Origin of the sequence: Paenibacillus durus ATCC 35681, from assembly GCF_000993825.1 — a bacterium.
Taxonomy (GTDB): domain Bacteria; phylum Bacillota; class Bacilli; order Paenibacillales; family Paenibacillaceae; genus Paenibacillus_AQ; species Paenibacillus_AQ durus_B.
Window position 1 is genome coordinate 1,274,213 of the sequence record NZ_CP011114.1, and the last position, 26,089, is coordinate 1,300,301.

The 26,089-nt window shown below is 52.6% G+C and carries 23 protein-coding genes; 21 read left to right on the top strand and 2 right to left on the bottom strand.

What is annotated here, in order from left to right; translation table 11 throughout:
• Positions 1–9: 9 nt before the first annotated feature.
• The 16 genes from VK70_RS05715 (at position 10) to VK70_RS05790 (ending at position 15,109) form a co-directional block, all read left to right on the top strand.
• The gene (locus VK70_RS05715; RefSeq protein ID WP_025695130.1) at positions 10–990 is read left to right on the top strand and encodes a sirohydrochlorin chelatase; all 981 of its coding nucleotides are present in this window, start codon (positions 10–12) and stop codon (positions 988–990) included.
• 42 nt (positions 991–1,032) lie between these two features.
• Entirely contained in the window at positions 1,033–1,809 is a 777-nt protein-coding gene (gene cobK / locus VK70_RS05720) for a precorrin-6A reductase (RefSeq protein WP_025695129.1), read from the top strand.
• Positions 1,810–1,902: 93 nt separating this feature from the next.
• The gene (locus tag VK70_RS05725; RefSeq protein ID WP_025695128.1) at positions 1,903–2,553 is read left to right on the top strand and encodes a precorrin-8X methylmutase; all 651 of its coding nucleotides are present in this window, start codon (positions 1,903–1,905) and stop codon (positions 2,551–2,553) included.
• Positions 2,554–2,570: 17 nt separating this feature from the next.
• A complete protein-coding gene (locus tag VK70_RS05730) occupies positions 2,571–3,680 on the top strand; it encodes a cobalt-precorrin-5B (C(1))-methyltransferase (protein WP_025695127.1) in 1,110 nt (369 codons plus the stop codon).
• A complete protein-coding gene (locus VK70_RS05735; RefSeq protein ID WP_025695126.1) occupies positions 3,673–4,926 on the top strand; it encodes a bifunctional cobalt-precorrin-7 (C(5))-methyltransferase/cobalt-precorrin-6B (C(15))-methyltransferase in 1,254 nt (417 codons plus the stop codon). Before VK70_RS05730 ends, VK70_RS05735 begins: the two co-directional genes overlap by 8 nt.
• Positions 4,923–5,645 carry a precorrin-2 C(20)-methyltransferase gene (gene cobI, locus VK70_RS05740; RefSeq protein WP_025695125.1) on the top strand — a complete coding sequence of 241 codons (723 nt, stop codon included), beginning with the start codon at positions 4,923–4,925 and terminating at the stop codon, positions 5,643–5,645. The genes VK70_RS05735 and cobI overlap by 4 nt, the downstream gene beginning before the upstream one ends.
• The gene (gene cobM, locus VK70_RS05745) at positions 5,645–6,439 is read left to right on the top strand and encodes a precorrin-4 C(11)-methyltransferase (protein ID WP_046722955.1); all 795 of its coding nucleotides are present in this window, start codon (positions 5,645–5,647) and stop codon (positions 6,437–6,439) included. The genes cobI and cobM overlap by 1 nt, the downstream gene beginning before the upstream one ends.
• Positions 6,432–7,541, top strand: a complete 1,110-nt coding sequence (locus VK70_RS05750) for a cobalt-precorrin 5A hydrolase (RefSeq protein ID WP_025693827.1) — start codon at positions 6,432–6,434, stop codon at positions 7,539–7,541. The genes cobM and VK70_RS05750 overlap by 8 nt, the downstream gene beginning before the upstream one ends.
• Positions 7,538–8,950: a cobyrinic acid a,c-diamide synthase CobB gene (locus tag VK70_RS05755; RefSeq protein ID WP_046722957.1), complete on the top strand. Its 1,413-nt coding sequence runs from the start codon at positions 7,538–7,540 to the stop codon at positions 8,948–8,950. The genes VK70_RS05750 and VK70_RS05755 overlap by 4 nt, the downstream gene beginning before the upstream one ends.
• On the top strand, positions 8,937–9,494 hold the full coding sequence (gene cobO / locus VK70_RS05760) for a cob(I)yrinic acid a,c-diamide adenosyltransferase (protein ID WP_025693825.1): 558 nt from the start codon (positions 8,937–8,939) through the stop codon (positions 9,492–9,494). The genes VK70_RS05755 and cobO overlap by 14 nt, the downstream gene beginning before the upstream one ends.
• Before the next feature lie 22 nt (positions 9,495–9,516).
• Positions 9,517–10,140: a bifunctional adenosylcobinamide kinase/adenosylcobinamide-phosphate guanylyltransferase gene (gene cobU, locus VK70_RS05765; protein ID WP_036638086.1), complete on the top strand. Its 624-nt coding sequence runs from the start codon at positions 9,517–9,519 to the stop codon at positions 10,138–10,140.
• 15 nt (positions 10,141–10,155) lie between these two features.
• On the top strand, positions 10,156–11,115 hold the full coding sequence (cbiB, locus tag VK70_RS05770) for an adenosylcobinamide-phosphate synthase CbiB (protein ID WP_046724105.1): 960 nt from the start codon (positions 10,156–10,158) through the stop codon (positions 11,113–11,115).
• Entirely contained in the window at positions 11,112–11,885 is a 774-nt protein-coding gene (gene cobS, locus VK70_RS05775) for an adenosylcobinamide-GDP ribazoletransferase (RefSeq protein WP_046722959.1), read from the top strand. The genes cbiB and cobS overlap by 4 nt, the downstream gene beginning before the upstream one ends.
• 17 nt (positions 11,886–11,902) lie before the next feature.
• The gene (cobD, locus tag VK70_RS05780) at positions 11,903–13,012 is read left to right on the top strand and encodes a threonine-phosphate decarboxylase CobD (protein WP_025700728.1); all 1,110 of its coding nucleotides are present in this window, start codon (positions 11,903–11,905) and stop codon (positions 13,010–13,012) included.
• The gene (locus VK70_RS05785; RefSeq protein WP_025700726.1) at positions 13,009–13,605 is read left to right on the top strand and encodes a histidine phosphatase family protein; all 597 of its coding nucleotides are present in this window, start codon (positions 13,009–13,011) and stop codon (positions 13,603–13,605) included. Before cobD ends, VK70_RS05785 begins: the two co-directional genes overlap by 4 nt.
• Positions 13,606–13,618: 13 nt before the next feature.
• Positions 13,619–15,109: a cobyric acid synthase gene (locus tag VK70_RS05790; protein WP_036643262.1), complete on the top strand. Its 1,491-nt coding sequence runs from the start codon at positions 13,619–13,621 to the stop codon at positions 15,107–15,109.
• A 45-nt stretch (positions 15,110–15,154) separates the two neighbouring features.
• On the opposite strand, the gene VK70_RS05795 is transcribed toward VK70_RS05790, so the two are convergent.
• Entirely contained in the window at positions 15,155–15,736 is a 582-nt protein-coding gene (locus VK70_RS05795) for a TetR/AcrR family transcriptional regulator (protein WP_025700723.1), read from the bottom strand.
• Positions 15,737–15,893: 157 nt separating this feature from the next.
• On the opposite strand from VK70_RS05795, the gene VK70_RS05800 reads away from it, so the two are divergent.
• From VK70_RS05800 to VK70_RS05815, 3 genes are all read left to right on the top strand, one after another.
• On the top strand, positions 15,894–17,129 hold the full coding sequence (locus tag VK70_RS05800; protein ID WP_046722964.1) for an MFS transporter: 1,236 nt from the start codon (positions 15,894–15,896) through the stop codon (positions 17,127–17,129).
• Between the two features lie 395 nt (positions 17,130–17,524).
• Positions 17,525–19,083, top strand: a protein-coding gene (locus tag VK70_RS29450; RefSeq protein WP_411431684.1) for an IS3 family transposase whose coding sequence is annotated in 2 segments (ribosomal slippage) — positions 17,525–18,158 and positions 18,158–19,083 — 1,560 coding nt in all. Because the reading frame shifts where the segments join, the coding sequence is not laid out codon by codon here.
• Positions 19,084–19,092: 9 nt separating this feature from the next.
• A complete protein-coding gene (locus VK70_RS05815; RefSeq protein ID WP_046722970.1) occupies positions 19,093–19,935 on the top strand; it encodes an arylamine N-acetyltransferase family protein in 843 nt (280 codons plus the stop codon).
• Between the two features lie 58 nt (positions 19,936–19,993).
• On the opposite strand, the gene VK70_RS05820 is transcribed toward VK70_RS05815, so the two are convergent.
• On the bottom strand, positions 19,994–21,088 hold the full coding sequence (locus tag VK70_RS05820) for a glycosyltransferase family 8 protein (protein ID WP_025699510.1): 1,095 nt from the start codon (positions 21,086–21,088) through the stop codon (positions 19,994–19,996).
• A 258-nt stretch (positions 21,089–21,346) separates the two neighbouring features.
• Here VK70_RS05820 and VK70_RS05825 point away from each other — a divergent pair, with 258 nt between their 5' ends.
• Complete coding sequence (locus VK70_RS05825) at positions 21,347–22,750, top strand: DEAD/DEAH box helicase (protein WP_025699508.1); 1,404 nt, start codon at positions 21,347–21,349, stop codon at positions 22,748–22,750.
• A gap of 335 nt (positions 22,751–23,085) precedes the next feature.
• Positions 23,086–26,088, top strand: a complete 3,003-nt coding sequence (locus tag VK70_RS05830) for a hybrid sensor histidine kinase/response regulator (protein ID WP_233277772.1) — start codon at positions 23,086–23,088, stop codon at positions 26,086–26,088.
• Position 26,089: the final 1 nt, after the last annotated feature.

Consider the following 26,089-nt stretch of genomic DNA (forward strand, 5'->3'; position numbering starts at 1 on the left):
AGGAAGAAGATGGACGCGATATTGTTGGTGGGGCATGGAAGCCGGGACCCCGAAGGGAACGAGGAGCTGCTGCAATTTGCCGATACGGTGCGTCAGGCTGCGCCTCAGTATAAGATAGAGACCTGCTTTTTGGAGTTTGTGCAGCCGGATATTGCCCGGGGAATAGTCAACTGCGTTGAACAGGGAGCCGCTCGGGTTGTCGTTATTCCGATCATGCTGTTCGCTGCGGGTCATGCCAAAATTCATATCCCTTTTGAGATCGATCGGGCCAAAAAGCAGTATCCCGCCGTGGAATTCGTCTACGGCCGTCCGATTGGCGTTCATCAAAAGGTGGTGGAGATCCTGACCTCCCGTATGGCGTCAGCCGGCTTTAAGACCGGCAGCCCGGAGCTGCCGATAGAGCAAGGACTGCGCGAACCGGAAACGGCCGTTCTACTGATTGGCCGGGGGAGCAGCGACGGCGATGCCAACGGCGATTTTTTTAAGATGACCCGCCTACTGTGGGAGCAGCTTCCGGTCAAATGGGTGGAGAACTGCTTTATTGGCGTTACGGAGCCTACCTTTGAGGATGGCCTGGAAAGAGTCTTACGGCTTGGCGCGAAAAAAATCTTCGTTCTTCCTTACTTCCTGTTTACAGGAATTTTGATTAAGCGCATTGAGGACATGACAGCGGAGTTTGCCGCACTGCACCCGGATATCACAGTGGAGCTTGCAGGGTATTTCGGGTTTCATCCGAAGCTGGTGGAAGCGCTGCTCGACCGGGTTGCCGAAGCGGTGGAAGGGCAGGCTTTTATGAACTGTGATATGTGCCAATACCGGCTGGCGGCCGGACATGAGCATCACCATCACGAGCATGGGCATGATCACGACCATCACCACCACGGGCACAGCCACGATCATCTCCATGATCACCAGCACGATCACGACCATGGGCATGATCATGACGACCATCATCACCACGACCACGATCATCATCATGTGGGGACATAGCCGCGCAGAAGGACATCAAGAATATGTTGAGGAGGAGTCGATTTGATTTTTGCCCTGTGCGGTACAAGCGATGCGAGAGAACTCGCTGCCCGGATTGGGCAGAACGGATTTGAAATATTGACATCGGTAGTTACCGATAATGCGGCAAAAAGCTTGCAGGAAGCCAATCTGCCCGTGCGTGTCGGACGTCTGGCCAAGGATGAAATCGTAACGTTAATACGCCGGGAAGAAGTCAAGGCCATTGTTGACGCGAGCCATCCGTTCGCCGAAGAAGCGCACAGGAATGCGATGGAAGCCGCGAAAGAGGCCGGTATTCCTTATATTCGTTTTGAACGGGCATCTTTAGTCTACGGTGACGATCCGAAGCTTATGGTTGTGTCTTCCTATGAAGAAGCGGCGCTTGAAGCCAAGAAACGTAAGGGCTCTGTGATGCTGACCACCGGCAGCAAGACGCTGCATATTTTTACCAAGCATCTGCTGGGAAATCCGGAAATCCGTCTGGTGGCCCGCATGCTGCCGCGCCGCGATAACATGGAGAAATGCGAAGAGCTCGGCGTGGAGCAGAAGAACATCATTGCCCTGCAAGGGCCGTTTACCCGGGAGCTGAATGAAGCTCTGTACCGGCAGTATGGTACGACGGTGATGGTCACGAAAGAGAGCGGCAAAACCGGGGCCGTCGACGAGAAGATTGAAGCCGCACTGAAGCTGGGCATACAGGTAATATTAATTTCCCGGCCCGAAATAGATTTCGGCGCTGTGTTTACGGATTTCCAGGACGTCATTGAGGAGTTAAATGAAGTTGCCCGCTATATAAAATGAACTTGAAAAAATGACATCAGGGTAAGGAGTAACGGAGGGGAAGTTTGGAACTGTAGTTTATTTTATATCATTCGAATACAAGGGAGAAATGTTATGGATTTTAAGACGGAATTTAAACCGCTGACGGTGCAGCCTCAGGAAATCGAGAGCAAAAGCTTCGAGATCATCACGGAAGAACTGGGCGAACATCACTTTACACCCGAGCAGTATCCGGTCGTCCAGCGAATCATCCATGCCTCGGCGGACTTCGAGCTTGGCAGGAATATTGTGTTTCACCCGGGCGCGGTTGAAGCGGGAATAGAGGCTATTCGCAGCGGAAAAAAGCTTGTCGCCGATGTCCAGATGGTCCAGGTCGGCATCAGCAAGCCGCGTATAGAGAGGTTCGGCGGAAGCGTCGACGTCTACATTTCGGACCCCGATGTGATGGAGGAAGCGAAACGGCTGAACACAACCCGCGCCATTATCTCCATGCGTAAAGCGGTGCGCGAAGCAGAGGGCGGAATTTACGCCATCGGTAACGCCCCTACCGCCCTGCTTGAATTGATCCGCATGGTTAAGGAAGGCGAAGCCAAGCCGGGCCTGATTATCGGCATGCCGGTAGGCTTCGTGTCCGCCGCTGAATCGAAGGATGAGCTCCGCAAGCTCGATATTCCGTTTATTACGAACTTTGGACGCAAGGGCGGCAGTACGGTTGTGGTGGCGGCTGTCAACGCCCTTGCCATTATGGCGGAGAAAAAAGCGTAAATCAGGGAAGGGATCTCATGAGCGATTTTGTAGAACCGAAGAACAATCCGAAGGAGATGCGGCACGGATTTACAACAGGCGCCTGCGCGGCTGCGGCGGCGAAAGCCGCGGTCATGATGCTGGCTACCCATACCCAGGTTAATGAATCAACGATCTGGCTGCCCGCCGGATTTTTCCATACGTTTACCATCATTGACGGTGAATTCGGTGCAGATACGGCGCAGTGTGCCACGATCAAGGACGCTGGCGATGACCCGGACGCTACGCATAAGGCGAAAATTGTCGCTATGGCGGTATGGACGGACGGCAGCGGCATCGAACTTGACGGCGGGCCCGGGGTAGGGCGCGTTACTAAGCCGGGACTGCCCATTCCGGTAGGCCAAGCGGCCATCAATCCGGTTCCCCGCCGGATGATCCGGAAGGAAGTTCAGGAGGTCTTAGAGGAGTACGGCATAGACCGGGGCGTTAAAGTGATGATTTCCGTGCCCGGCGGAGAAGAAATCGCCAAGAAGACCTTGAACGGCCGACTGGGTATTATCGGCGGGATATCGATTTTGGGCACGCGAGGAACGGTAGTGCCATTTTCCACGTCCGCGTATAAGGCGAGCATTATACAAGCCATGCAGGTGGCGAGGGCTTCCGGCTGCACTCAGGTTGTTCTGACCACAGGCGGCAGCAGCGAGAAATTTGCGATGAAGCTAAACCCTGAGCTGAGTGAGGAGTCTTTTATCCAGATGGGCGACTTCGTCGGCTTCTCTCTGAAGCATGCTAAACGCCTCGGAATGAGAACCGTAAGTCTCGTCGGCATGATCGGCAAATTCTCGAAAGTGGCCCAGGGCGTGATGATGGTTCACTCCAAAAGCGCCGCCGTCGATTTCGGCTTTCTAGCCAAGGCCGCTGCCGAGACGGGCGCGTCGCCCGAACTGCAGGAGGCTATTCTGGAGTGCAACACGGCGACTCAAGCCGCCGACCTCGTTCTCGAGGCGGGGCTGCCCGGTTTTTTTGATAAATTATGCGAATACGCCTGCCGTCACTGTCTTGAGCATATCGGGGGAGGAGTTACGGTGGAAGTCGTGCTGGTCACGATGAAAGGCGAGATATTGGGGAGGGAGGAACGGAGTGGATAGGCGCATCAAGATTATCGGTATCGGAGACGAAGGCCCTGCGGGGCTATCCACGGCTTCCCTCGAACGGATTCATCGGGCGGACGTGCTTGCCGGCGGCGAGAGACATTTGTCCTTTTTTCCCGGTCACCGTGGCGAAAGCTTCATATTTAAAGGAGGGCTGGGAAGCACTGTCGAACGGCTGGCTGAACTAAGGGCGGACAAAGATGTCGTCGTGCTGGCTTCCGGTGATCCGCTGTTTTACGGTATCGCAAGTTTCATGGTAAAAAAGCTGGGTGCGGATGCGGTGGAGATCCATCCTCATGTAAGCTCGGTGCAGCTGGCCTTTGCAAAAATGGGCGAAAGCTGGCAGGATGCCGCAATAGAGAGCGTCCACGGCCGAACGATGAAAGGGCTGGCACAGAAAATCAGCGGCAAAGAGAAGATTGCCCTGCTGACTGATCACGAGAACAGTCCGTCTGCAATTGCCCGTTATCTGATCGATTTTGGGATCAATGAATATGACGCTTTTGTTGCGGAAAATCTGGGCGGCGAGCATGAAAGATGCGGGTTCTGGACGTTGGACGAGATGTCCCGGTCGGAATTTTCACCCTTGAATGTCGTCATTCTGCGCCGAAAGCCCGGGGCTATGGCACCGCAGTTCGGGTTTGGCATTGAGGACGAGGAATTTCATCAGCGCAAGCCTGAAAAAGGACTGATTACAAAAAAGGAAGTCCGGGTGCTCAGCCTGGCCGAACTTAGGCTTAAGAAAGACAGTATCGTGTGGGACATTGGAGCCGGATCGGGATCGGTCGCTGTCGAGTGTACGCTGTCTGCTCCGTACGGGCAGGTGTTTGCTATCGAGAAAAACGCCGGAGATATCGAGAACATTGAGCTGAACCGGAAGAAATTCCGCACGGATTTTACGGTGATTCATGACAAAGCCCCCAGTGGCCTTGATCAGCTTCCCGATCCGGATGCGGTGTTTATCGGCGGCAGCGGAGGGGAGCTGCGGGAGCTGATCCGGATCTGCTGCGCCCGGCTGAAAGCGGGAGGGCGTATAGTCGTGAACGCGGCTACAATCGAGACATTGTACGAATCCCGGCAGGCGCTCGCCGATCACGGCTTCGATTCCCGGATTACGCTGGTGCAGATTTCGCGCAGCAAACCGATTTTGAACATGACCCGCTTCGAAGGACTTAATCCCATTTATGTGATCACCGGCTTTGCGAAGCCCGAAAGCGAAAGAGGGGGAACCGAACAACCATGACAACGACAGCAGTAAAAACAGGAACCTTATACGGGATCGGCGTCGGCCCTGGAGATCCGGAGTTAATCACAGTTAAAGCGTTCCGCTTGATGAAAGAATGTCCGGTTATTGCTTATCCCAAGAAGCGGATGGGCGGCAAATCCTACGCGCTTGAAATCGTGGAATTATATATTAATACGGCGGAGAAAAACATGCTGGGGCTAGTGTTCCCCATGACCAAGGATCAGGATACGCTGGACAGGGAGTGGAGCCGGACGGTTGCCCAGTGCTGGGAGCACCTGAAGGAAGGGCGCGATATCGCTTTTGTGACGGAAGGCGATCCCAATCTGTACAGCACCTTTATTCACATGGCACGCCTGGTGCAGGAGCGTCATCCGGAAGTCCCTGTTATTTCCGTTCCTGGCATTTCTTCCGTCCTGGGGGCAGCCGCCCGCCTCGGGCTCCCGCTGGCCGACGGTGACGAGCAGGTGGCGATTGTGCCCGCCCGAAATGACCGCCAGGCAATGAAGAAAGCTCTTGAAGATCATGATGCGGTTGTGTTCATCAAGGTGGCTAAAGTGCTGGATTTGATCATCGATCTATTGGAGGAGATGGAGCTTGTGGACAAAGCTTCGGTGGTCATGAAAGTAACCTCTTCAGATGAGCTGATCTGGCGGAATGTGCGGGAATTAAAGGGTCAGGAGCTTGAATATTTAACATTAATGGCGGTGAAAAAATAGTGAAGCTCGAACCGAAAGTGTATATTGTCGGCGCCGGTCCGGGTGATCCGGATCTTATAACGGTGAAGGGCCTGAACATCCTGATGAAAGCCGATCTTGTCCTATATACCGATTCGCTCGTCAACGAACAGCTGGTCTCCCGTGCGGGCAGTCATGCGGAGGTACTCCAGAGCTCGGGCATGGATCTGGAGCGGATGGTCGAGGTGATGGCAGAGGCCGTCCTGGCTGGAAAAAGCGTGGCCCGCGTGCATACGGGCGACCCGGCCGTATACGGCGCGATCCTGGAGCAGATGGTTCTGCTGAAGCAGCGCGGCATCGCCTACGAGATCGTGCCGGGCGTCAGCTCCGTTTTTGCTGCGGCAGCCGTACTGGGCGCCGAATTGACGGTGCCGGATTTGACTCAGACGGTCATCCTGACCCGGGCCGAAGGGCGGACGCCCGTACCGGAGCGGGAGAAGCTCCGCGACCTCGCCTCCCATCATTGTACGATCGCCTTATTTTTAAGCGCCACGCTGGCAAAGAAGGTGGTCAAAGAGTTTATGGAGGCGGGCTGGTCGGAGGACACGCCGGTCGCCGTCGTTCAGCGGGCCACATGGCCGGATCAGAAAATCGTCCGCACAACGCTCCGGCATCTCGACAGCGATTTGCGGCAGGCCGGAATTCGCATGCACGCCATGATTCTGGCGGGTTGGGCACTTGACCCGGGAATGGTCGACCGCGACGAACACCGCTCCAAGCTATATGACAAGTCGTTTACCCACGGTTACCGGAAAGGGCTGGCCGCCAATGACTAAGCCTTACGCCGCCGTCGCGATCACTAAGCATGGGGTGGAAATGGCCCGGTCCTTGGCCGCCGATTTCCCTGGAACCGACCTTTATTATATGAGCAAATTCGCCCGGGGCGATGAGACGGAACTGGGATATCGACTGTTCGAAGGCTCTGTCAAGCTGATCCTGCCGGACCTGTTCAAAGCGTATAAAGGACTTATTATCTTCATTTCTCTTGGAGCTGTCGTCCGCATGATCGCGCCAATTCTAGAGGATAAGAAAAAGGACCCGGCGGTCATCGTGATCGATGATCGCGGCCAACATGTGATTAGCGTCCTTTCGGGCCATCTGGGCGGCGCCAATGCGCTGACGCTGGAAGTGGCAAAAGCGCTCGGCGCCCGTCCTGTCATCACAACCGCGTCCGATGTGCAGGGGACGATTCCGGTAGATTTGTTCGGACGCGGCTTTGGCTGGGAAATTGAAAGCTTCGACAAGGCGACGCCCGTCAGCGCTGCGGTGGTCAATGAGGAGCGGATCGCCGTTGTGCAGGAAGCGGGCGAGACGCAGTGGTGGACCTATGATAAGCCGCTTCCTTCGCATATTACCGTTTACGGTCACGCTGCGGAAGCGGTGCAAGCGGAGTTTGATGCGGCCCTGGTGATTACGGACCGGCTGCTGGAGCCTGGGGAAGAAGCCGCGCTGCTGAACAACGGGGTGCTGTACAGGCCCAAGACGCTTGTCCTCGGCATCGGCTGCAACCGGGGGACATCGGCGGAGGAGATCGAGCACACGATCATAAGCACATTGTCTGAGCTTAGGCTGTCCGTCAAAAGCGTACGCAATGCCGCCACCATCATGCTGAAAAAGGATGAAGAGGGACTTCTCGAAGTGTGCCGGAAGTATAAATGGAAGCTTGAATTGTATACACCGGACGAGCTGAATGAGGTTCCGCTGAAAAATCCGTCCGAAACGGTGTATAAATATACGGGCGCATACGGGGTCAGCGAGCCTGCGGCGCTCCGCTCATCCGGAGCGGCGGATTGGGTGCTGGAGAAAAGGAAGAGCGGCAACGTCACCCTTTCCATCGCACGCGTTCCATTCCCATCCGGAGGGCAGGTGAGGGTATGAGCGGGAACCGCAACCGGATCGTCATTGCGGGAACGGGCAGCGGCGCCGGTAAAACCACGGTGACGATCGGGTTAATGGCTGCCCTGAAGCGCCGGGGGCTTCGGGTTCAAGGCTTCAAGTGCGGTCCGGATTACATTGATCCGACCTATCATACCGCCGTAACGGGCAGGCCGTCACGCAACCTGGATACCTGGATGCTGTCTCATGATATCATGCGTGAAATATTTCTCAGAGCTTCCGAAGGAGCGGATGTCTCCGTCATTGAGGGCGTCATGGGACTGTACGACGGGAAGGACCCGCTGTCCAATACCGGTTCGACGGCGGAAATTTCCGCCTTGCTGAAGAGTTCGGTCATTCTCGTTGTGAACGCGCAGAGCATGGCCCGCAGCGCGGCCGCTGTCGTGCTGGGGTTCCAGAAGCTGGACGAGAGCATCCGCATTGCCGGAGTCGTTGTCAACAAATGCGGAAGCCGGGGGCATTACCAGCTCGTCAAAGCCGCGATTGAACAGGAATGCGGGATTCCTGTCGTCGGCGGGCTGGGGCGGGACGAGGGGCTGAGCATTCCCGAGCGCCATCTCGGTCTCGTTCCGGCTATTGAACGGGGAGAGCTGGACGGTTTGTTTGATCGGGCGGCCGACCTGGTCGAAGGCGGCGTGGATATTGAGGCGGTGCTATCCCTGGCGGGTACGGCCCCGCCGCTCGCATGGCCAAAGGAACGGCTGTTCAGCGCCGGTCCTCGCCCGAACCCTGGGCCAGCGATTGCCGTCGCCCGGGACGCGGCGTTCAACTTCTACTACCGTGAAAACCTGGAACTGCTAGAGCAGTATGGCGCCACGCTGGTATATTTCAGCCCCTTAGCGGGCGATACCGTACCGGACGATGCGGACGGTCTTTATATCGGGGGCGGCTTCCCCGAGGAGTTTGCTGCCAAGCTGGCGGCGGATGAGCGGGTGAAGCGGAATTTGCGGGCCCGCATTCAGGAAGGGCTGCCGGTCTTCGCCGAGTGCGGAGGGTATATGTACCTTACCCGTTCGATTACGGACCGCGCCGGAGTGACCCATGCCATGGCCGGGCTTATCCCGGCGGACGTTACGATGCAGGATAAGCTCGCCGCTTTAGGCTATCGTGAGGCCACAGCGCTTCGGGACTGCCTGCTTATGGAAGCGGGCGAGGTCATCCGAGGCCATGAGTTCCATTATTCCAAACTGACGGCGGACCAGGAGAATTACCCTTACGTTTATGAAACGAAAGGTCTGCGCGGAACGGGACTGGAAGGCTACCACTCGGAAAATATGATGGCTGGCTACACGCATCTCCATTTTGCATCCAATCCGAAAGTGGCGGAGCGCTTCATCCAGCGCTGCTTACAATACAGCCGGAAAAGAGGCGAAGCCAGTGGAACAGTCTGACCGGAGAGCGAACCGCAAGGGCTATACCCTTGTCTATACAGGCGACGGCAAAGGCAAAACGACAGCCGCGCTGGGGCTCGCGCTGCGGGCTTCAGGACGCGGCTATAACGTGCTGATTTTGCAGTTTATCAAATCGCCCCAGAGGACCTACGGAGAACATATCGCTCTTCGTAAGCTGGGGGTGGAGATCCGGCAGCTTGGCGTTGGATTCACCTGGACGAAGACGCCGGAAGAGCATCGCTCCGCTCTGCGGGAGGCTTGGTCCTCCGCCAGAGCAGAAGTGCTTGGCGGCGATTGGGATGTAGTCGTGCTGGACGAAATCAACAATGCGCTGGCGATCGAAAGATTCCCGGTTGACGATGTTCTTCCCCTTGGCGAAGTGCTGGATTTAATCCGGCAAAAGCCGAAGCACCTGCACCTTGTCCTGACCGGACGTCAGGCGAAGCCGGAAATCCTGGAATTGGCGGACCTGGTATCCGAGGTTCAGGCGGTTAAGCATTATTACAATGACGGAGTGCCCGCGGTTCTCGGAATTGAATATTGACCTTGGGCGCGGCAGGGAGGAAATGATGGTTGAAGCGGAGTCCTATAAAAAAAAGCTGATTCTTGCCACCGGAGGAGCGCGAAGCGGCAAGAGCCGTTTTGCCGAGCAGTATGCCGGGGAACTGGGAATGATCCGGGGGCAGGAGGTCGTGTATATTGCCACATCGCAGTTATACGATGATGAGATGAAGAGGCGGGCGGCATTACACCGGGACCGGCGGCCCCCGGAATGGCGGACGGTCGAAGAGCCGTATGAGCTGGAATCCGTCATCCGGCGGTTGTCGGAAGAACCGGTATCCGTCGTTCTGATCGATTGTATTACTTTATGGATTTCGAACCTGCTGTTACAGCCGGGCGAATCGGGACAAGAGCGCTGGATTCAGCCGGAGCACAGCGAAGCTATTCTTGGGCGGACCCGGGAGCTTGCCCGCCTGCTGAAACAGGCTCCGTTCTCGTCGGTTCTGGTCACCAATGAAGTGGGCGACTCGCTCGTTCCCGAGTATCCGTTGGGCAGAGTTTACCGCGACCTTGCCGGGCAGGTGAATCAGACGCTTGCGGAACACGCGGATGAAGTTTTTCTGGTCGTTTGCGGAATTCCTGTGAATTTGCGGGAAGCGGCCTGGCGGTTCGGCGGAAAGGGGCAGTAATTTTTGCAAGGAATTATGTTTGTGATAACAGCGATTATCATTGACCTGCTGGTCGGCGACCCGCGCAGCATTCCCCATCCGGTGATCGGGATAGGGAAAATCATATCCGCCACGGAAGCGGCCCTGCGCAAGTGCGGAACCGGGCGGACGTTGGAGAAGGCGCTTGGTGTGCTCCTTGTCCTGATCGTGCTGTCCGCCGTTTACGCAGCCGCTATGCTGACATTATGGCTCGCCGGACTCATTCACCCGATTATCCGGTCTTTAGCTGCGGTCTGGCTGATTTCAACCACGATTGCCATCAAAGGCTTGGGTGACGCGGCCATGCAGGTATTCCGTCCCTTAATCAAGGGAGATTTGGATAGCGCCAGAACCTATGTCGGCTACATTGTGGGCAGGGAAACGCATGCTTTATCGGAACGGGAAGTCACGAGAGCCACCGTAGAGACGGTTGCTGAGAATATTGTCGATGCTGTGGTTGCTCCCTTATTTTACGCGCTGATCGGCGGGGCTCCCCTGGCTTTACTGTACCGTGCGGTGAATACTCTCGATTCGATGGTCGGCTACAAGAACGATAAGTACCGGTATTTCGGCTGGGCCTCCGCCCGGCTTGACGATGTGCTGAACTATATCCCCGCCAGAATAACGGGGCTGCTGCTTTGGGCTGCGGCGCTGATGACGAAAGGGCTGAATGCCGCAAGGGCCTGGCAGGCCATGCGGCGCGATGCCGCGAAGCATCCAAGCCCGAACAGCGGTATCCCTGAGGCCGCAGTCGCCGGAGCGCTGGGGATTCAGCTTGGCGGGTTCAACAGCTATGGCGGCATTGTATCGGAGAGAGCCCGAATGGGAACCGCCACCCGGGAGCTGGCAGCGGAGGATATCCGGCAGACGATAAAGATTCTAAAGCTGACCGCGGCAATCATCGTGATCTTGCTGCTGCTCGCGGCGGGAAGCCTTTTTATTGGAGAGATAAGATGAGACAATGGCTGGTTTCTTTGATCGTAGCGTTCCAGTTTCTTACCCGGCTTCCGATTCCCGTTCAAGTGGAATATGACAAGCGCTATGTGAGCCGAAGCGTGCTGTTTTATCCGGTTGTGGGGTTTGTCATCGGCTCAATTCTTTATCTGGCTTTGGTGGTGCTGTCATCCGGCGCGGCTCCACTCGATGCGGCTGTACTGCTGCTCATTTGGACCCTTCTGACCGGAGGGCTGCATCTGGACGGATTGATGGATACGGCGGACGGCCTTGGGAGCCACCGGCCACGTGAACAGATGCTGGCGATTATGAAGGACAGCCGTGTAGGCGCAATGGGCGTTTTAGCGGCGTTCTTCGTGCTGTTAGTGAAGTGGGCTTCCCTGTGGACCCTGCTTGACAGAATGCATCAGGGTTCGATATCCGGAAGCATGCTGCTCTGCGTGCTGCTGACCGTTCCGGCTGTGAGCCGGGGCGCCATGGTGGCTGCCATTGTCCGGCGGCCTTATATTGGAGGAGAGCAAGGCATGGGAGGGCTGTTCCGGGAGGCCCGTGCCGGTTATCTTGCAGGAGCCATTCTGCTGCTGCTATTCCCGGTTATTCTCCGGCCTTCCTACGGCTGGTTCTGGCTTTCCGGCATTCAGGCCGCAGCCGCTTGGCTGCTGGTCCGTCATTTTGTCCGGCGGCTTGGAGGTTTAACCGGGGATACCTATGGAGCTTTGAACGAGCTGGTAGAGACTGCGGGTCTCCTGGCTGCTGTATATATATCGTTCTAAAACAGGGGGGAAAAGCCATGCTTGAGCGAAACGGCCATGGAGGGGACTTGACTACGGCGGTTGAACTGTTCGGAGTTCCTGCACGGGAAATGCTGGATTTCAGCGCGAATATTAATCCGCTGGGACCACCGCCGGGGTTAAAAGATGTCCTTCATGAGGAATGGACGGGGCTGGTTCACTATCCTGACCCTGAATCCCGGGAGCTGCGAAGAGCCATTTCGCAAAAATATAATATCGATCCTGCGTCCATTCTGGTTGGCAACGGGGCCGCCGAAATCATTGATTTGATCGTACGAGGGTTTAAACCAGGGAAAGTAGCGGTGATTAATCCGGCGTTTCTGGAATATGCCGAAGCCGCGTTAAAAGCCGGTGCCGAAGTTCTATCCGTTCCCGCCTCTGCGGACGACGCCTTCGCCATCCCTGAGGAAGCGCTGCTCGCCGCCTGCGAAGAAGCGGACCTGCTGTTTATTGGCCAGCCCAACAATCCTACGGGACAGTGGCTGGACAGGGAAGCCGTGATTCGTCTTGCGGACACAGCCGCAGCGCATAATACCACCCTTGTGCTGGATGAGGCATTTATCGACTTTTTCGAGGACGAGAGAGAGCTGTCTTTCATTCGCGAGGCGGCTGCCTCAAGGCATGTGATCGTTATCCGGTCCATGACCAAATTTTACGGTATTCCCGGATTGCGCCTGGGTTACGCCGCTTCCCATCCGGACAACATCTCGTTCATTCGGAAGCTGCAGGTGCCTTGGAGCGTAAATCATTTGGCGCAAAAAGCCGGGGTGTTCGCATTGAACCAGACCGAATACGAAACGCGCACGAAGCGGCTCGTAGCCGTGGAGCGGGCTTGGCTGGAAGAGGAATTAAAGCGAATGGGCTGCTTGCCTTATCCGGGAAAAGCCAATTTTATTCTGGTTCGCACCGCTGCGTCGGGACCGGATGCTGCGGAGCTGCAGCTAACGTTGGGACGGCAGGGCATTCTGATTCGCGGGTGCGCAGGCTTTGCCGGTCTGGATGCCCGGTACTTTCGGATTGCGGTTAGAACATGCATGGAGAATGAACGCTTGATTGCCGCGCTGCGCGGCGCTCTCTGTAATCGGCGGGAAGCGGAGGGAACAGATTGAACGTCCCGCTAACCAAGATTATTTTAGCCCGGCATGGAGCTACAGAGTGGAATACGCAGCGGCGCTACCTTGGGCAGACGGATCAGCCGCTAAATGAGCTGGGCAGGCAGCAGGCGAAGGAACTTGGCAGCGCCTTGGCCCATTTTCATTTGGATGCCATTTATTGCAGCGATCTGCGGAGAGCCCGCGAGACAGCCAGTGAAGTGCAGCGGGCGGTATGCAGTGCAGGCCGAAGCCGGCCGCCGCTGATTGCGGATGCAAGGCTGAGAGAAACGGATTTCGGCTGGATCGAAGGATTGACTTATGAAGAAGCGATGGCCCGCTTTCCCGAAGAAATGACCCGTTGGTACGAGCAGATAGAGACGCGGACCCCACCCGGCGGGAAAGAATCGCTGTCCGATGTCCGCAGCCGGGTGTGCCATTTTATGAAGGAAGTGAGCGGGCAGGATTACGGTAGGATTCTAATTGTTACCCATGGCGGAGTCATCAATTCATGGCTCGCGCATATCGGGAAGAAGCCATTCTGGGAGAATCCCCTTAGGCATGGGGAATGGACCGAATGCGAGGGTCAAGAGGTGAGGGAAAGTGAGTAAAGCGAGAACGATCATGTTCCAGGGAACGGCGTCCGACGTTGGCAAAAGCATTATTACCACGGCGGTCTGCCGGATTTTTGTTCAGGACGGGTTCAAGACGGCGCCTTATAAATCGCAAAATATGGCGCTGAACTCCTATGTTACTTTATGCGGCAAAGAGATCGGCCGGGCGCAGGGCGTTCAGGCGGAAGCCTGCGGGATTACGGCTACGACGGACATGAACCCCATTCTTATCAAACCGACAAGGGACATGACCGCCCAGGTTGTCGTTCACGGCAAGCCACATGCGGAAATGAGCGCCCGGCGCTACCGTGAGGAGTACTTGCCTATAGCGGGTACGATTGTGCGGGAGGCCCTTGACCGTTTGAAGTCCGAGTATGAGGTGATCGTCATCGAAGGGGCGGGAAGCCCGGCGGAAATCAATCTGAAGGACCGTGATATTGTCAATATGCGTCTGGCTGAATGGGCGGATGCTCCGGTCGTGCTGGTTGCAGATATTGACCGAGGCGGCGTGTTTGCCTCTATCGTCGGTACGCTGGAACTGCTTGAAGAGCATGAACGGAACCGGGTAAAAGGCTTCATTATCAATAAATTCCGGGGGGATATCGCGATCCTGCAGCCTGGGCTGGATTGGCTTGAGCAGCGTACGGGAATACCCGTCCTGGGCGTGGTTCCCCACCTGAACGGGATCGATATCGAGGCCGAGGATTCGGTGGCCCTGGATCACCAGGCGGATAACCTGAATCCAGGTGCCGACATCGATGTCGCTGTCATCCGGTTACCCCGGATTTCCAACTTTACGGATACCGACCCGCTCGCGGCTGAACCGGATGTGCAGGTGCGTTATGTACAGAGCCCTGAGGAACTGGGCCATCCCGACGTCATTCTGCTGCCCGGAACGAAGAATACACTGGCTGACCTAAGCTTTTTGCGGGAAACGGGATTGGCGGAAGCCATAAGGAAAAAGGCGGAGTCCGGTACCCGTCTTGTGGGCATTTGCGGCGGATACCAGATACTGGGGGCGAGGCTGAGCGATCCGCATCAAGTGGAGTCGGAGGAAGGCGAAGCGGCCGGACTGGGATTTTTGCCAGCGGAAACGGTCTTTTATACGGATAAACGAACGGAGAGAGTCCGGGGTAACGTAGCCTGTAATCATCCGGAATGGCTGGAGCTGCAAGGCATTTCCGTAGAGGGTTACGAAATCCATATGGGCAGAACGGAAAAGCTGGAGCCCGCGAAAGGGCTGTTCCAGATCGGGGATCATGAAGACGGCATGCTGTCGGCGGACGGGAGGATATGGGGCACTTATCTGCACGGGATATTCGAAAATGATGAATTCCGGCGTAAATGGCTTAACCTGATCCGGCAGGAAAAAGGGCTTGCCCCTCTTGAAACGGAGATTCATTTCCAGAACCGCAAAACAGCTGCCTTCGACCGATTGGCCGATCATGCCAGAGCGCATCTCGATATCGACAAGATTTACCGGATTGCCGGATTGAAATAAGGCAGGAGCCCGAGCCATTATAAGAGTTGGAATGGCCCGGGTTCTTTATTTTATTAATGTAAGTATTGTCTCAACCGAATTATCTATAAATGATCGATCGGGCCGAGATTTCATCATTACAGTGAGTCCGATTAAAGATACGACGAGTGTCTGGGCCAAAGCTGCCGCATGGGTGTCCTTAGCAATCTCGCCAGATCGTATGCCCCGTTCAATCTCCCCTTGAAATATCGCGGATAGATACATCTGATGTTCCCTTGTCAGAATTTCAAATTTTGGTTCATGGGGCGCAAGCTCAACCATGGTATTGATGCAAAAGCATCCCCGATTGAGATCTTCTCCGTATTCCTTGGCCACAACCCCTTCGAAGAAGGAACGAAATGCTTCTTTAACGGATGGAGTTTTTTGGAGCTGCGAACTAACAAATGAGGCGTGAAACTGAGTATATTTTCGAAGTGCAGCTTCAAAAAGCTGCTTCTTATCTCCGAATGCCGAATAAAGGCTTGGCCGTTGAATGCCCATTCTGGAGGTCAAATCGCTTAACGAGGTTGCCTCGTATCCTTTCTCCCAAAACTGATGCATAGCTGCTTCCAATGCCTTTTGCTCATCAAACTCGCGGAGCCGCACCATAATAACACTCCCTTTTTATAACGAACAGTACAGTATAATTTTACGATTATCTGAATGAATCTGTCAAATCATTGACAGCTACAGCTCATTTATTATATATTCCCATTGTTATTATTTACTGATTGGTATAATATACTGATCGATACATATTGTGCAAATGAAGAGGAGAGTGTACCGTTTGGAAAAGCTTGAAGATTTGAAATCCGCTCCGTCGCTTTCACGTTCAGTCATACTGTTGTTTGCAGCCGCCTGCGGACTGGCGGTCGCCAACATTTATTTTGCGCAGCCGCTGCTTGACGCGATATCGAAGGAATACGGAGTCAGTCATGCGCACATTGGCATAATCATCACAATTACTCAAATTTGTTATGCATTAGGCCTTCTATTGCTGGTACCGCTTGGCGATTTAGTGGATCGGCGCCGCCTGGTTGCCGGTATGATGCTGATCTCTGTATTAGGATTGGTAACGATAGGCGTTGCCCCTAACAGCGCCGTACTGTTGGCGGGAATGGCTGTAGTCGGTATGTTTGCCGTCGTGGTGCAAGTGTTTGTTTCGTTTGCGGCGACTTTGGCTGCACCGTCTGATCGTGGGCGTACCGTTGGTTTGGTAACTAGCGGTGTGGTAATCGGCATTCTGCTGGCCCGTACCGCCGCTGGCATTTTGTCCGACATCGGGGGATGGCGTACGGTCTATTTTGTCTCCGCTGGATTGACACTGTTGATGGCTGTTGTGCTGTTCCGGATTCTGCCGCGTAACCAAAAAATAAAAAGATCAATATCCTACCCGCAACTGTTACGCTCGGTGTTTACCTTATTCATGCAGGAGCCGGTGTTGCGAATTCGTGCTGTTATCTGCTTGCTGATCTTTACTGCGTTTAGCATATTATGGAGTTCACTTGTGCTGCCGCTCAGCGCACCGCCGCTTTCACTTTCCCATACCGCTATCGGGTCATTTGGTCTGGCGGGTGCGGCGGGAGCGTTAGCTGCGGCAAGGGCGGGACATCTGGCGGATCGAGGTTTGGGGCAGCGAACGACCGGCGTAGCTCTGACTGTTTTGGTGGGATCATGGCTGCCTATCGGTTATACCGAGCATGCATTGTGGGCGTTGATTGTAGGAGTAATTGCCCTGGATCTCGCGGTGCAGGCTGTGCATGTTACGAATCAATCCATGATTTTACGTGTACGTCCGGAGGCTCGCAGCCGTCTCACCGCAGGGTACATGATCTTCTATTCTATTGGCAGCGCCATTGGTGCGATTACTTCAACTTCAGTCTTCGCATACTTCGGGTGGACCGGCGTGTGTTTGCTGGGTGCCTCGGTCAGCATTATTGCTTTGCTTTTTTGGCTATTAACTAAGCGTGAATACGTTACTTTTCCAAGCAAAAGCAAGTAAAATAAAGCAAGGCATATGTGCAGCTATATAAGATGAACTTGAAAAATGTAATCAGTGTAAGGAGTAACGAAGGGGAAGTTTGGAACTGTAGGAGCGATAGCGATCGCCTTTGTCTCCGGATTTCAACCGCGAAGAACGGTTAATCGAGAAATCTGGAGACAACAGCGGCCGGAAGTCCAAACGTTCCTCGTAGTTGCGACTGATATCTGATAGGAAAATCTTAAGTTCAGCTTATATAGCATGCTGTTATGATGGGGGCGACAAAAGAATCAATGTTATCGAAAGAAGAAATAAAGGCTTATTTAAAAAGAATAGGGATTACCGAAATTTGATATGCTCCCCATATAGTAGACAGGTGAAATAATAAAACCTGTTACTGTATGGGGAGTATTTTTATGGAACAAAAGAAGTTTACGGCATTCGATAAATTGACGATCCTCCAAGAAATTAAACAGGGATTCCTTGGAGTGAAGGCTGCTGCTCGGAAGTTTGGAGTCACCAAGAACTCTATCGTGAAATGGCGGCGAAGGTATGAGTTGTACGGTTACGAGGGTCTGGAAGTCCGGACCCACAACCGAACGTATTCCGCTGAGCTTAAACTTCAAGCGGTGAAAGATTATTTGGAAGGGGCATTGTCGCAATATCAAATTATTGAGAAGTACCGGATTGCGAGCTGCACCCAACTCGCGAACTGGATTAAGAAGTATAATGGTCATAGCAACAGCTTTACAGCTGACTCAGGAGGAACTAAGGCTATGACCAAAGGACGTGCAACAACATGGCAGGAGAGGATCGACATTGTGCTGTACTGCCTTGCAAACGGACAAGATTACACGAAGGCGGCAAGCCATTTCCAGGTGTCTTACCAGCAAGTATACGGTTGGGTAAAGAAGTACCAAGTCGGTGGAGAGGAAGCCCTGCGGGACGGCAGAGGACGCACCAAGGCGCCGGAAGAGCTCACAGATGCCGATCGCTACAAACTCGCCATGAAGAAGCTAGAATATGAAAATGAACGGCTTCGTGCGGAGAATGCTTTCCTAAAAAAGTTAGAGGAACTCGAAAGGAGGGGACATTAAGTTCCGTTCGTCAGGAGAACCTCTACCTGGCCATTCAGGCTGTACAGCAAGAGGAATCCTGCTCCATCCGGCTTTTATGTGCCATCGCAGGGATAGCACGGTCCAGTTACTACAAATGGCTGAATCGCAAACCCAGTGGCCGAGAGGCTGAAAATGAGAAACTCACACAGTCCATGCTCCACTTGTACGAGAAGGTAGAACGGACTTTTGGGTACCGTCAATTAACCCTGCATTTGCGAAGACAGATGGACAAACCGCTTAACGCAAAGCGAGTGTACCGTCTCATGAGACTCCAAGGCATCCAGTCCGTCATCCGCAGAAAGAGAAAGAAGTATGCAAACTCCACACCTCAGCAGGTCGCAGAGAATGTGCTGAACCGTAACTTCAAGGCAGACGCTCCAAACCAAAAATGGGTCACGGATGTCACAGAATTCAAATACGGGAACGGGAAAAAGGCGTATTTAAGCGCCATATTAGACCTGCACGATAAGTCGATTGTTTCCTACGTGCTGGGCCATTCCAATAATAATCCGCTGGTCTTTGAGACGTTGGAGTCTGCCTTACAGGCCACGCCAGAGAGCCATCCACTACTCCACAGCGACCGTGGGTTTCAGTATACCTCTTTGGACTTTAAGAAGATGCTAGACAAAGCGGAAATGAAACAAAGTATGTCCCGAGTGGGCTGCTGTATCGATAACGGACCGATGGAATCCTTCTGGGGGACATTGAAATGCGAGAAGTACTATCTGCATACCTACCGAACCTTTGAAGAACTCCGAAAGGACATTGATGACTACATTCACTTTTACAATAACGAGCGGTTACAGGCAAAATTAAACGGCCTCAGTCCTATGGAATTCAGGACCAAGGCCGCTTAATACACTTTTATTATTTGTACTGTCTACTTGACGGGGTGCAGTTCAATTCAGCTGCCTACCCGATCCTTTTTGTATGAACTTCATAGAGCTCATGTGAAAAATATTCCATGGGAAACCATCGATATTTTCGCCGGAAAACCGACTTCAATTCATGTCAGAGAATCTGTGCAGCTTATGATAAACGGTAGAAGTGGTTATTGTTTTCACCTTAATGGAGCGTTCAGCGAACTCCTTCGTTCCTTGGGTTATCAAGTTTTTTGGCATAGGGGCGGCGTTCAGCCCGTGGGAGAAGAGCCTCGGATTGACTCTTTTCACCTTGGATTAACCGTGAGTTTGGCCAATGAGCAAGAGGAAGAGAGATGGATCGTTGATGTCGGCCTGGGGGATATGCCCTATGAGCCGCTGCCGCTGCAGGCAGGAGCCTATGAGCAGGGTCCTTTTACTTATGGGGTCAAGGAGTCTGGTATAGTCAAAAATGGTTGGAGATTGGAACATGATTTTCCCGCTCCATTTATAGGGGTGGATTTTGCCCCCGAGGTTGTGCTTAATATGGAAGAATTTGAGGCGAAGCACGATTATTACAGCCGGTCGGAGGATTCGCCTTGGGCGAATTTGTGTCTTGTTCAGCATAGGCATGCTTCAGGAAGCAACGAACTTAGAGGTTGTATCTGGAGCAAACGGAAGAAAACGGGTGTTGAAAAAATGGAGATACTCACAAAATCGCAATGGTTTGAAGTGTTGGGGGATATTTTTGGTGAGCACCTCGTTAACTATTCCAGCCAACAGCGGGATGATCTATGGAAGAAAGTACTGAGGAACCATGAACAGTGGAAAAAATCGAAGGGTTTGTAACCTCATATTAAAAGCCGCGTCCACAAGAACACGGCTTTTTGGATGGATACCAGCGGGATTAAATATGTTTTCTCAACGGCAGATTGGGTGTCGAACTCGTCTCTTTGTGCTGATGACCTTTATTGGTTCTGATGAGTCTGATCAATCTCAAACTGGGCAGATCAATCAGGCTGATCTTCGTTCGTCTGCTTCTTTTAAATGGCAGCTTTCCCAGGAAAACTTTCCGTGTTCTGCGTTTTTTCAAGCTGTTATGGGAAGCTGTGTTATATATGCGTTTCCGATATCTCTTCGCGCTCTTGCGTTTCTTATTTTTCTGAACAACCGTAGGATGGACTTGGGTAGGATGTAATTCCACTGCCTTTTGAGGCTGCTGTACACTCCACGGCGTTAGGTTAAGGTAATTCTGGTACAATTCTGCGCCTATAGAATTAGCATCCCAACACTTTTCCGTTCCGGCGAAATGGACAATTTTATTCGTAAAGTCATGATCAACGGAGGCTAGGCTGAACGAGTTAAAGCGCACATCCAACGGGAGGTAATTGCCCCCGTACACTCCATTTAATGCATCCTGATCAGGCATGGTAGTGTCGGGGAAGTTCCGAAAAAAATTCAGCGTCTCTTCGTACCAGCGAGGATTGGCCCGGATATTGTTCAAAGAAAATAAAAGAACCCCGGAGTTAAAATAAATATCTGGATTTAGACCCTTGGAATTGATATTTTGCGCTACCGCCATAATGCCCTGATCCTGAATTGCACCCAAATAATAACTACCCAGTTCTATTTGCCACAGCTCCGTAATGTCCATGTTTACCAGAACATCGCAGTCCAGATAAATAATTTTGTCCACCGGAATTAATGCAGGAAGAAGTAATCGGTACATACTGGCCTGCGTCCATATGTTAATGGAACCAACGCCCGCCATTGCCTGAAGCATATCCTCAGGTATAATGATGTGATAGAAATTAATCGTGTGGTTAAATCTGGTTGTTAATTCAATGAGTTTTTGCTTGTTATCTTCGTTTAAAGTCTCGTCATGCAAAATATGAACATTAACAGGGGAACTGGTATGGTGGAAAACTGATGCAAGAACGACCCCAGCATGCTCAGCATATTTCCCATCCTTATCCTGAAAAGCCAAGACTAGTTCAATCATCTGATTTATCCTCTCATAACTTTTTGTGTACGAATGTACCACATTATACGTTTGTCACGACCGAGTGATAAGGGCATATTCACCCCGCAATTAACCCAATTTGATGTGCATGATAATCCTTGGGGCAATCAGCTAAAGGAATATTTTCAATGACGACGCCAAACCGCTTCTTTTTTCATTTTGTGTGATATTATTATTAGTCAAGACTAATAGCAGTGCTGTGGACACGCTGTAAGAAATCGACTATAAGGAGATAACATGAATTTTAAAGATTTGAATCTGATTCCTTCCCTTTTGAAAGCTTTGGACAAAGAAAATTATACAACGCCAACACCGATACAGGAGCAGTCTATTCCGTCCGTGTTAGCTGGCAGAGATTTGTTTGGCTGTGCGCAGACCGGAACGGGGAAAACCGCCGCTTTTTCTTTGCCGATTATCCAGCTGCTCCATGAGCAGGCAAGCCGATCGGGCTCAGCGAGACCTATCCGTGCCTTGATTCTGACCCCGACCAGGGAGTTGGCGCTGCAAATCGCGGAAAATATTGGCGCTTACAGTAAGTTCACCTCTTTACGCTGCACAGCGGTCGTTGGCGGCGTATCGCAAAAAGTCCAAGAAAGGGCGCTGGGTCTCGGAACGGATATCCTGATTGCCACACCGGGGAGACTGATCGATCTGATCAATCAGAAGCGGGTGGATCTGCAAAATGTGAAAATTCTGGTACTGGATGAAGCCGATAGAATGCTGGATATGGGCTTTATCAACGATGTGAAGCGGATTATTGCCAAGATGCCCGCCAAAAGACAAACGCTCTTCTTCTCGGCAACGATGCCTCCGGAAATCACCAACATGGTTAAGTCGCTTCTGGTGAATCCGGTGAAGGTTGAAATCACCCCAGTATCGTCTACGGTTGACCGTATCAAGCAGTCGCTCTATCTGCTCGAAAAGGGCACTAAGCAGAAACTGTTAAACCGGCTGCTGCAGGATCAAACGATTGTTTCCGCCTTGGTTTTTACACGGACCAAACGCGGCGCGGACCGTGTCACCCGAGATTTGACCAAAGCGGGCATTACCGCACAGGCCATTCACGGCAACAAATCGCAAACGGACCGTCAGAATTCCCTGCGAAACTTTAAAAACGGGACGACCCGTGTGCTGGTAGCGACGGACATCGCCGCCCGGGGGATTGATATTGACGAGCTCTCCCATGTGATCAACTACAATCTGCCCCAGATACCGGAGACCTATGTTCACCGGATTGGCCGTACCGGCAGAGCGGGACTGAGCGGTACGGCGATTTCTTTTTGCGAAATCGAAGAACTCCCCTTTCTTAAGGATATTGAGAAATTAATCGGCAAAAAGATTCCCGAAGTCAAGGATCATTCCTTTAGGATGGAGCGGACTCCGGACTCCCTCAAAAGGGACAGGTTATCGAAACCGGCAGTCGCCAAACCTGCCAAATCGTCCAAGCCGTCCAAATCGTCAAGTCCGGCCAAACCGTCCTCGCTTGCCAAGTCCAAGGCGAACCACGACCGAAAGCCCAAATCCGAATGGTTTAAGCAAGGCAATCCGGGGAATGGGAAGGCAAACGGCAAGGCTAGGGAAGCGGCCAAAGGAAACGGTAGAACGGCGAGAAGTACAGCAGTTAATAAAACGGGCAGATAAAGAGGTCAGAGTTGAGGTTCTGCAAGCTCCATAACGTAAAATTCCGCTAGTAATTGAATCTCCTGTTCTGTGAACCTTTTCCTCTTTTTTCCCATACACAAAAACCCGCAGGAGGGTCACTTTTTCCAAAGTGTTCATTCTACGGGTTACAGCTTATCAAAGTTGTCAGCGCTTGATATGAAGAGGAGCTTGTTTCTGCGGACGGGAGGAGAAAATGGATGCTCAAACAGTGGCCGGCTGTGTTAGTAATTGCGATATTCCTTGTTATAGTTCCTATATTCTGGATATTTAATTATATCCATGCAGCCTCTCTGCATACTTCGTCGTTAGGAGGGGTGCTGGATTTGCGAAAATGGGACTTTCAGGCGAATGGGGTTGTTCCGCTTAAAGGGGAGTGGGAATTTTACCGCGATCAATTGCTGACGCCCGAAAGCTTTCAAACATCCCATTCGTCTCCTGATAAGACACCCAAGTTTACAGGTCTCGTTCATGTACCAGGCGTCTGGAATAGCTATATGGGTAGCCCCGGCAGCCACAAAGCTACGGGTTACGCAACCTACCGCCTGCGCATTCTGGTACCGGAGCGTGAAAATAAGATTTACGGGATCAAAACGGATAATATCCGGTCTGCGAACCGGATTTTTGTTAACGGGACAGAGGTTGGAGCGAGCGGTGATCCTGCTGCACCTGGTAAGGAAGGCGGCCAGCGCAATATCCCTTATGCCGGGTTTGCTTCTATCAATGGCGGGGAAATTGAAATCCTGGTGCAAATCGCCAACTACAGCTATTCATCGGGAGGGATGGTGTACCCTATCTCGTTCGGTGATTACAAAGCGATAATGAATATTGAGAAAAAGGAATTTTTTGGCGACTCGCTGATCGCCTTCGGCTTCCTGGTCTCAACCGTTTACTTTATGCTAATGTATCGATTGCGCAGACAGGAGACTTCCCTTCTCTATTTAGGGGGGATTTCATTATTCGCCTGCATTTATGTGCTGACTCATGGCGAGAAGGTCATAGGAGACCTATTTCCCGCTCTTCCTTATGATGCGGTATTAAGACTGCAGATGATAGCTTCTGTGGGCGTGTACTTTTGCGTCGTTCATTATGTTGCGTTGTACTCCCGGGCAGCCGTTCACAGACCTGTCCTGCTGCTGTGCAGATGGATTACCGGGGTCGACATCATTGTGGCGTTATGTGTTCCTACGCTCCTGTTCTCCAAGTGGGATGGGGTCTGGCTCGTATGGTCTATGTTCATTTTAGGATATATCATCTATATGATGATAAAAAGCTTGCGTTTGCGCAGCTTGGACAGGCTCTTTATGCTTGTAAATATTTTAAGCCTGCTTATTGTCATTATCGTCAGCCTGCTGAATGTGTACGGGAAGCTTGAGAGTCAACTGTTAAGCTCTTACGGCATACTGATCTTTCTTATCGCACAAGCGCTGCAGTCCGCATTTCGTTCGGCGAATTCTTTTCATGAAGTAGAGCAGCTGTCGCAAAAGCTTCTGACGCTTGACGGGCTGAAGGACGAATTCATGGCCAGCACGTCTCATGAACTGCGGACACCGCTCCATGGAATTGTAAATATGTCGTCTTCTTTGCTGGAAGGGGTGGCGGGTGAACTGAATCCGAAGCAGAAGCAACATCTTTCCATGATTGCAGCGACAGGAAAGCGGCTATCCTTGCTCGTTAATGATATTCTGGATTGGGCCAGGCTGAAAAATGGCGACATTATCCTTGACCAGCGTCCGGTAGATCTTCGGCCCGTCGTTTCGGCGGTTCTCGATATCCTGATCTTTACAACCGGCAGCGGAAAAAGATTGCAGTTTGTGCAAGAGTGGCCTGGAAATCTGCCGCTCCTGAATGGCGATGAAAATCGCATCCAGCAAATTTTATATAATTTATTGGGAAACGCCATTAAATTTACGGCTGAAGGAACGATTACCGTTTCTGCCGAGGATTGTGGCCGTGAAGTGAAGATTGCCGTGGCGGATACCGGAATTGGCATTGCCGCTGAACGGCATGATACGATATTCCTGCCCTTCGGGGAGATTGGGAAGCCGGTAGACCCTGCTTTCCTTGGGATGGGACTTGGACTAAGCATCACCAAGAAACTTGTCGAGCTTGGAGGCGGCCGGATTTGGGTGGAATCCGAACCGGATAAAGGATCGGTATTCTTCTTTACGGTGCCAGTGGCGGACATCCCCCTGTTACCCGAATCGAGGACCGCTTTAAAACAAGTTACCTTTATGGGGCGGGGGCCAACCGCTTTGGCCGAACAAGCTGCCGCAACGGAGAAGAAGCCTGTGGAGGGCACTTTGTTGATAGTGGACGATGACCCTGTAAATTTGCAGGTATTAACAGATATTCTTTCCGTAGATAACTACCGCGTTATTGCTGTCAATGAAGGGACTGCTGCAATGGAGCAGCTCTCTCTGAGCCGAAATATTGATCTGGTTATTACCGACTGGATGATGCCGGGGATGTCGGGGCTGGAACTGTGCAGGGAGATTCGCCTAGTATATCCGTTGTTCAGACTTCCGGTTCTTATGCTAACGGCGCGAAGCCGGGCGGATGATATTGAGCTTGCCTTTCAGTCGGGAATTAATGATTACCTGGACAAACCTGTTGATGCGATAGAGCTAAGGGCGAGAGTCCGCACCTTAATTACGCTTCGCCGATCCGTTCAGAACGCAGTAAGCACAGAGATGGCCTTTTTGCAGGCGCAGATTAAACCGCATTTTTTGTACAATGCTCTGAATACGATTATTTATATGTCCAAAGTGGAATCATCCAAGGCAACCGAGCTGCTCCTGGATTTAAGTAAATATTTACGGGGAAGCTTCGATTTTCAGAACCGCGACAAGCTCATTCCGCTGCATAAAGAATTAGAACTGGTCAAGGCATTCTTGTCTTTGGAAAGCGCGCGTTTCGAGGAGCGCCTGAAGGTATCCTATGACATTCATGCATCGATGAATACCCTCATTCCGCCTCTTACCATTCAACCGATTGTAGAGAATGCGGTCAGGCATGGAATTATGAAAAAAGCGGCAGGCGGCACCATTCAACTGGGCATTCAGGAAACCGACCAGACCATCAAGGTGACGGTAAAGGATGATGGAATCGGGATGCCGAAGGAGCGGCTGGAAATGATTTTGTCGGGGGAATCAGGCTCGGGTGTGGGGCTAATGAATATTGACCGGAGACTTCTGTCGCTGTATGGAAGGGGCTTGCAAGTGGAGACCCGGCCGCATCAGGGAACTGAGGTTTACTTTGAGATTCCTAAAGAATCATCCGGCGGTCACAGCCAAGGAAAGGAGGGAGCTTTATCCTAAC

Bases quoted from the DNA above. Each gene is read 5' to 3' on its own strand.
- VK70_RS05825 (WP_025699508.1), top strand. From the start codon at position 21,347: ATGAATTTTAAAGATTTGAATCTGATTCCTTCCCTTTTGAAAGCTTTG.
- VK70_RS05730 (WP_025695127.1), top strand. From the start codon at position 2,571: ATGAGCGATTTTGTAGAACCGAAGAACAATCCGAAGGAGATGCGGCAC.
- cobI (WP_025695125.1), top strand. From the start codon at position 4,923: ATGACAACGACAGCAGTAAAAACAGGAACCTTATACGGGATCGGCGTC.
- cobU (WP_036638086.1), top strand. From the start codon at position 9,517: ATGATGGTTGAAGCGGAGTCCTATAAAAAAAAGCTGATTCTTGCCACC.
- VK70_RS05715 (WP_025695130.1), top strand. From the start codon at position 10: ATGGACGCGATATTGTTGGTGGGGCATGGAAGCCGGGACCCCGAAGGG.
- cbiB (WP_046724105.1), top strand. From the start codon at position 10,156: ATGTTTGTGATAACAGCGATTATCATTGACCTGCTGGTCGGCGACCCG.
- VK70_RS05725 (WP_025695128.1), top strand. From the start codon at position 1,903: ATGGATTTTAAGACGGAATTTAAACCGCTGACGGTGCAGCCTCAGGAA.
- VK70_RS05795 (WP_025700723.1), bottom strand. From the start codon at position 15,736: ATGGTGCGGCTCCGCGAGTTTGATGAGCAAAAGGCATTGGAAGCAGCT.
- VK70_RS05800 (WP_046722964.1), top strand. From the start codon at position 15,894: ATGAAGAGGAGAGTGTACCGTTTGGAAAAGCTTGAAGATTTGAAATCC.
- cobS (WP_046722959.1), top strand. From the start codon at position 11,112: ATGAGACAATGGCTGGTTTCTTTGATCGTAGCGTTCCAGTTTCTTACC.
- VK70_RS05750 (WP_025693827.1), top strand. From the start codon at position 6,432: ATGACTAAGCCTTACGCCGCCGTCGCGATCACTAAGCATGGGGTGGAA.
- cobD (WP_025700728.1), top strand. From the start codon at position 11,903: ATGCTTGAGCGAAACGGCCATGGAGGGGACTTGACTACGGCGGTTGAA.
- VK70_RS05790 (WP_036643262.1), top strand. From the start codon at position 13,619: ATGTTCCAGGGAACGGCGTCCGACGTTGGCAAAAGCATTATTACCACG.
- VK70_RS05755 (WP_046722957.1), top strand. From the start codon at position 7,538: ATGAGCGGGAACCGCAACCGGATCGTCATTGCGGGAACGGGCAGCGGC.
- VK70_RS05820 (WP_025699510.1), bottom strand. From the start codon at position 21,088: ATGATTGAACTAGTCTTGGCTTTTCAGGATAAGGATGGGAAATATGCT.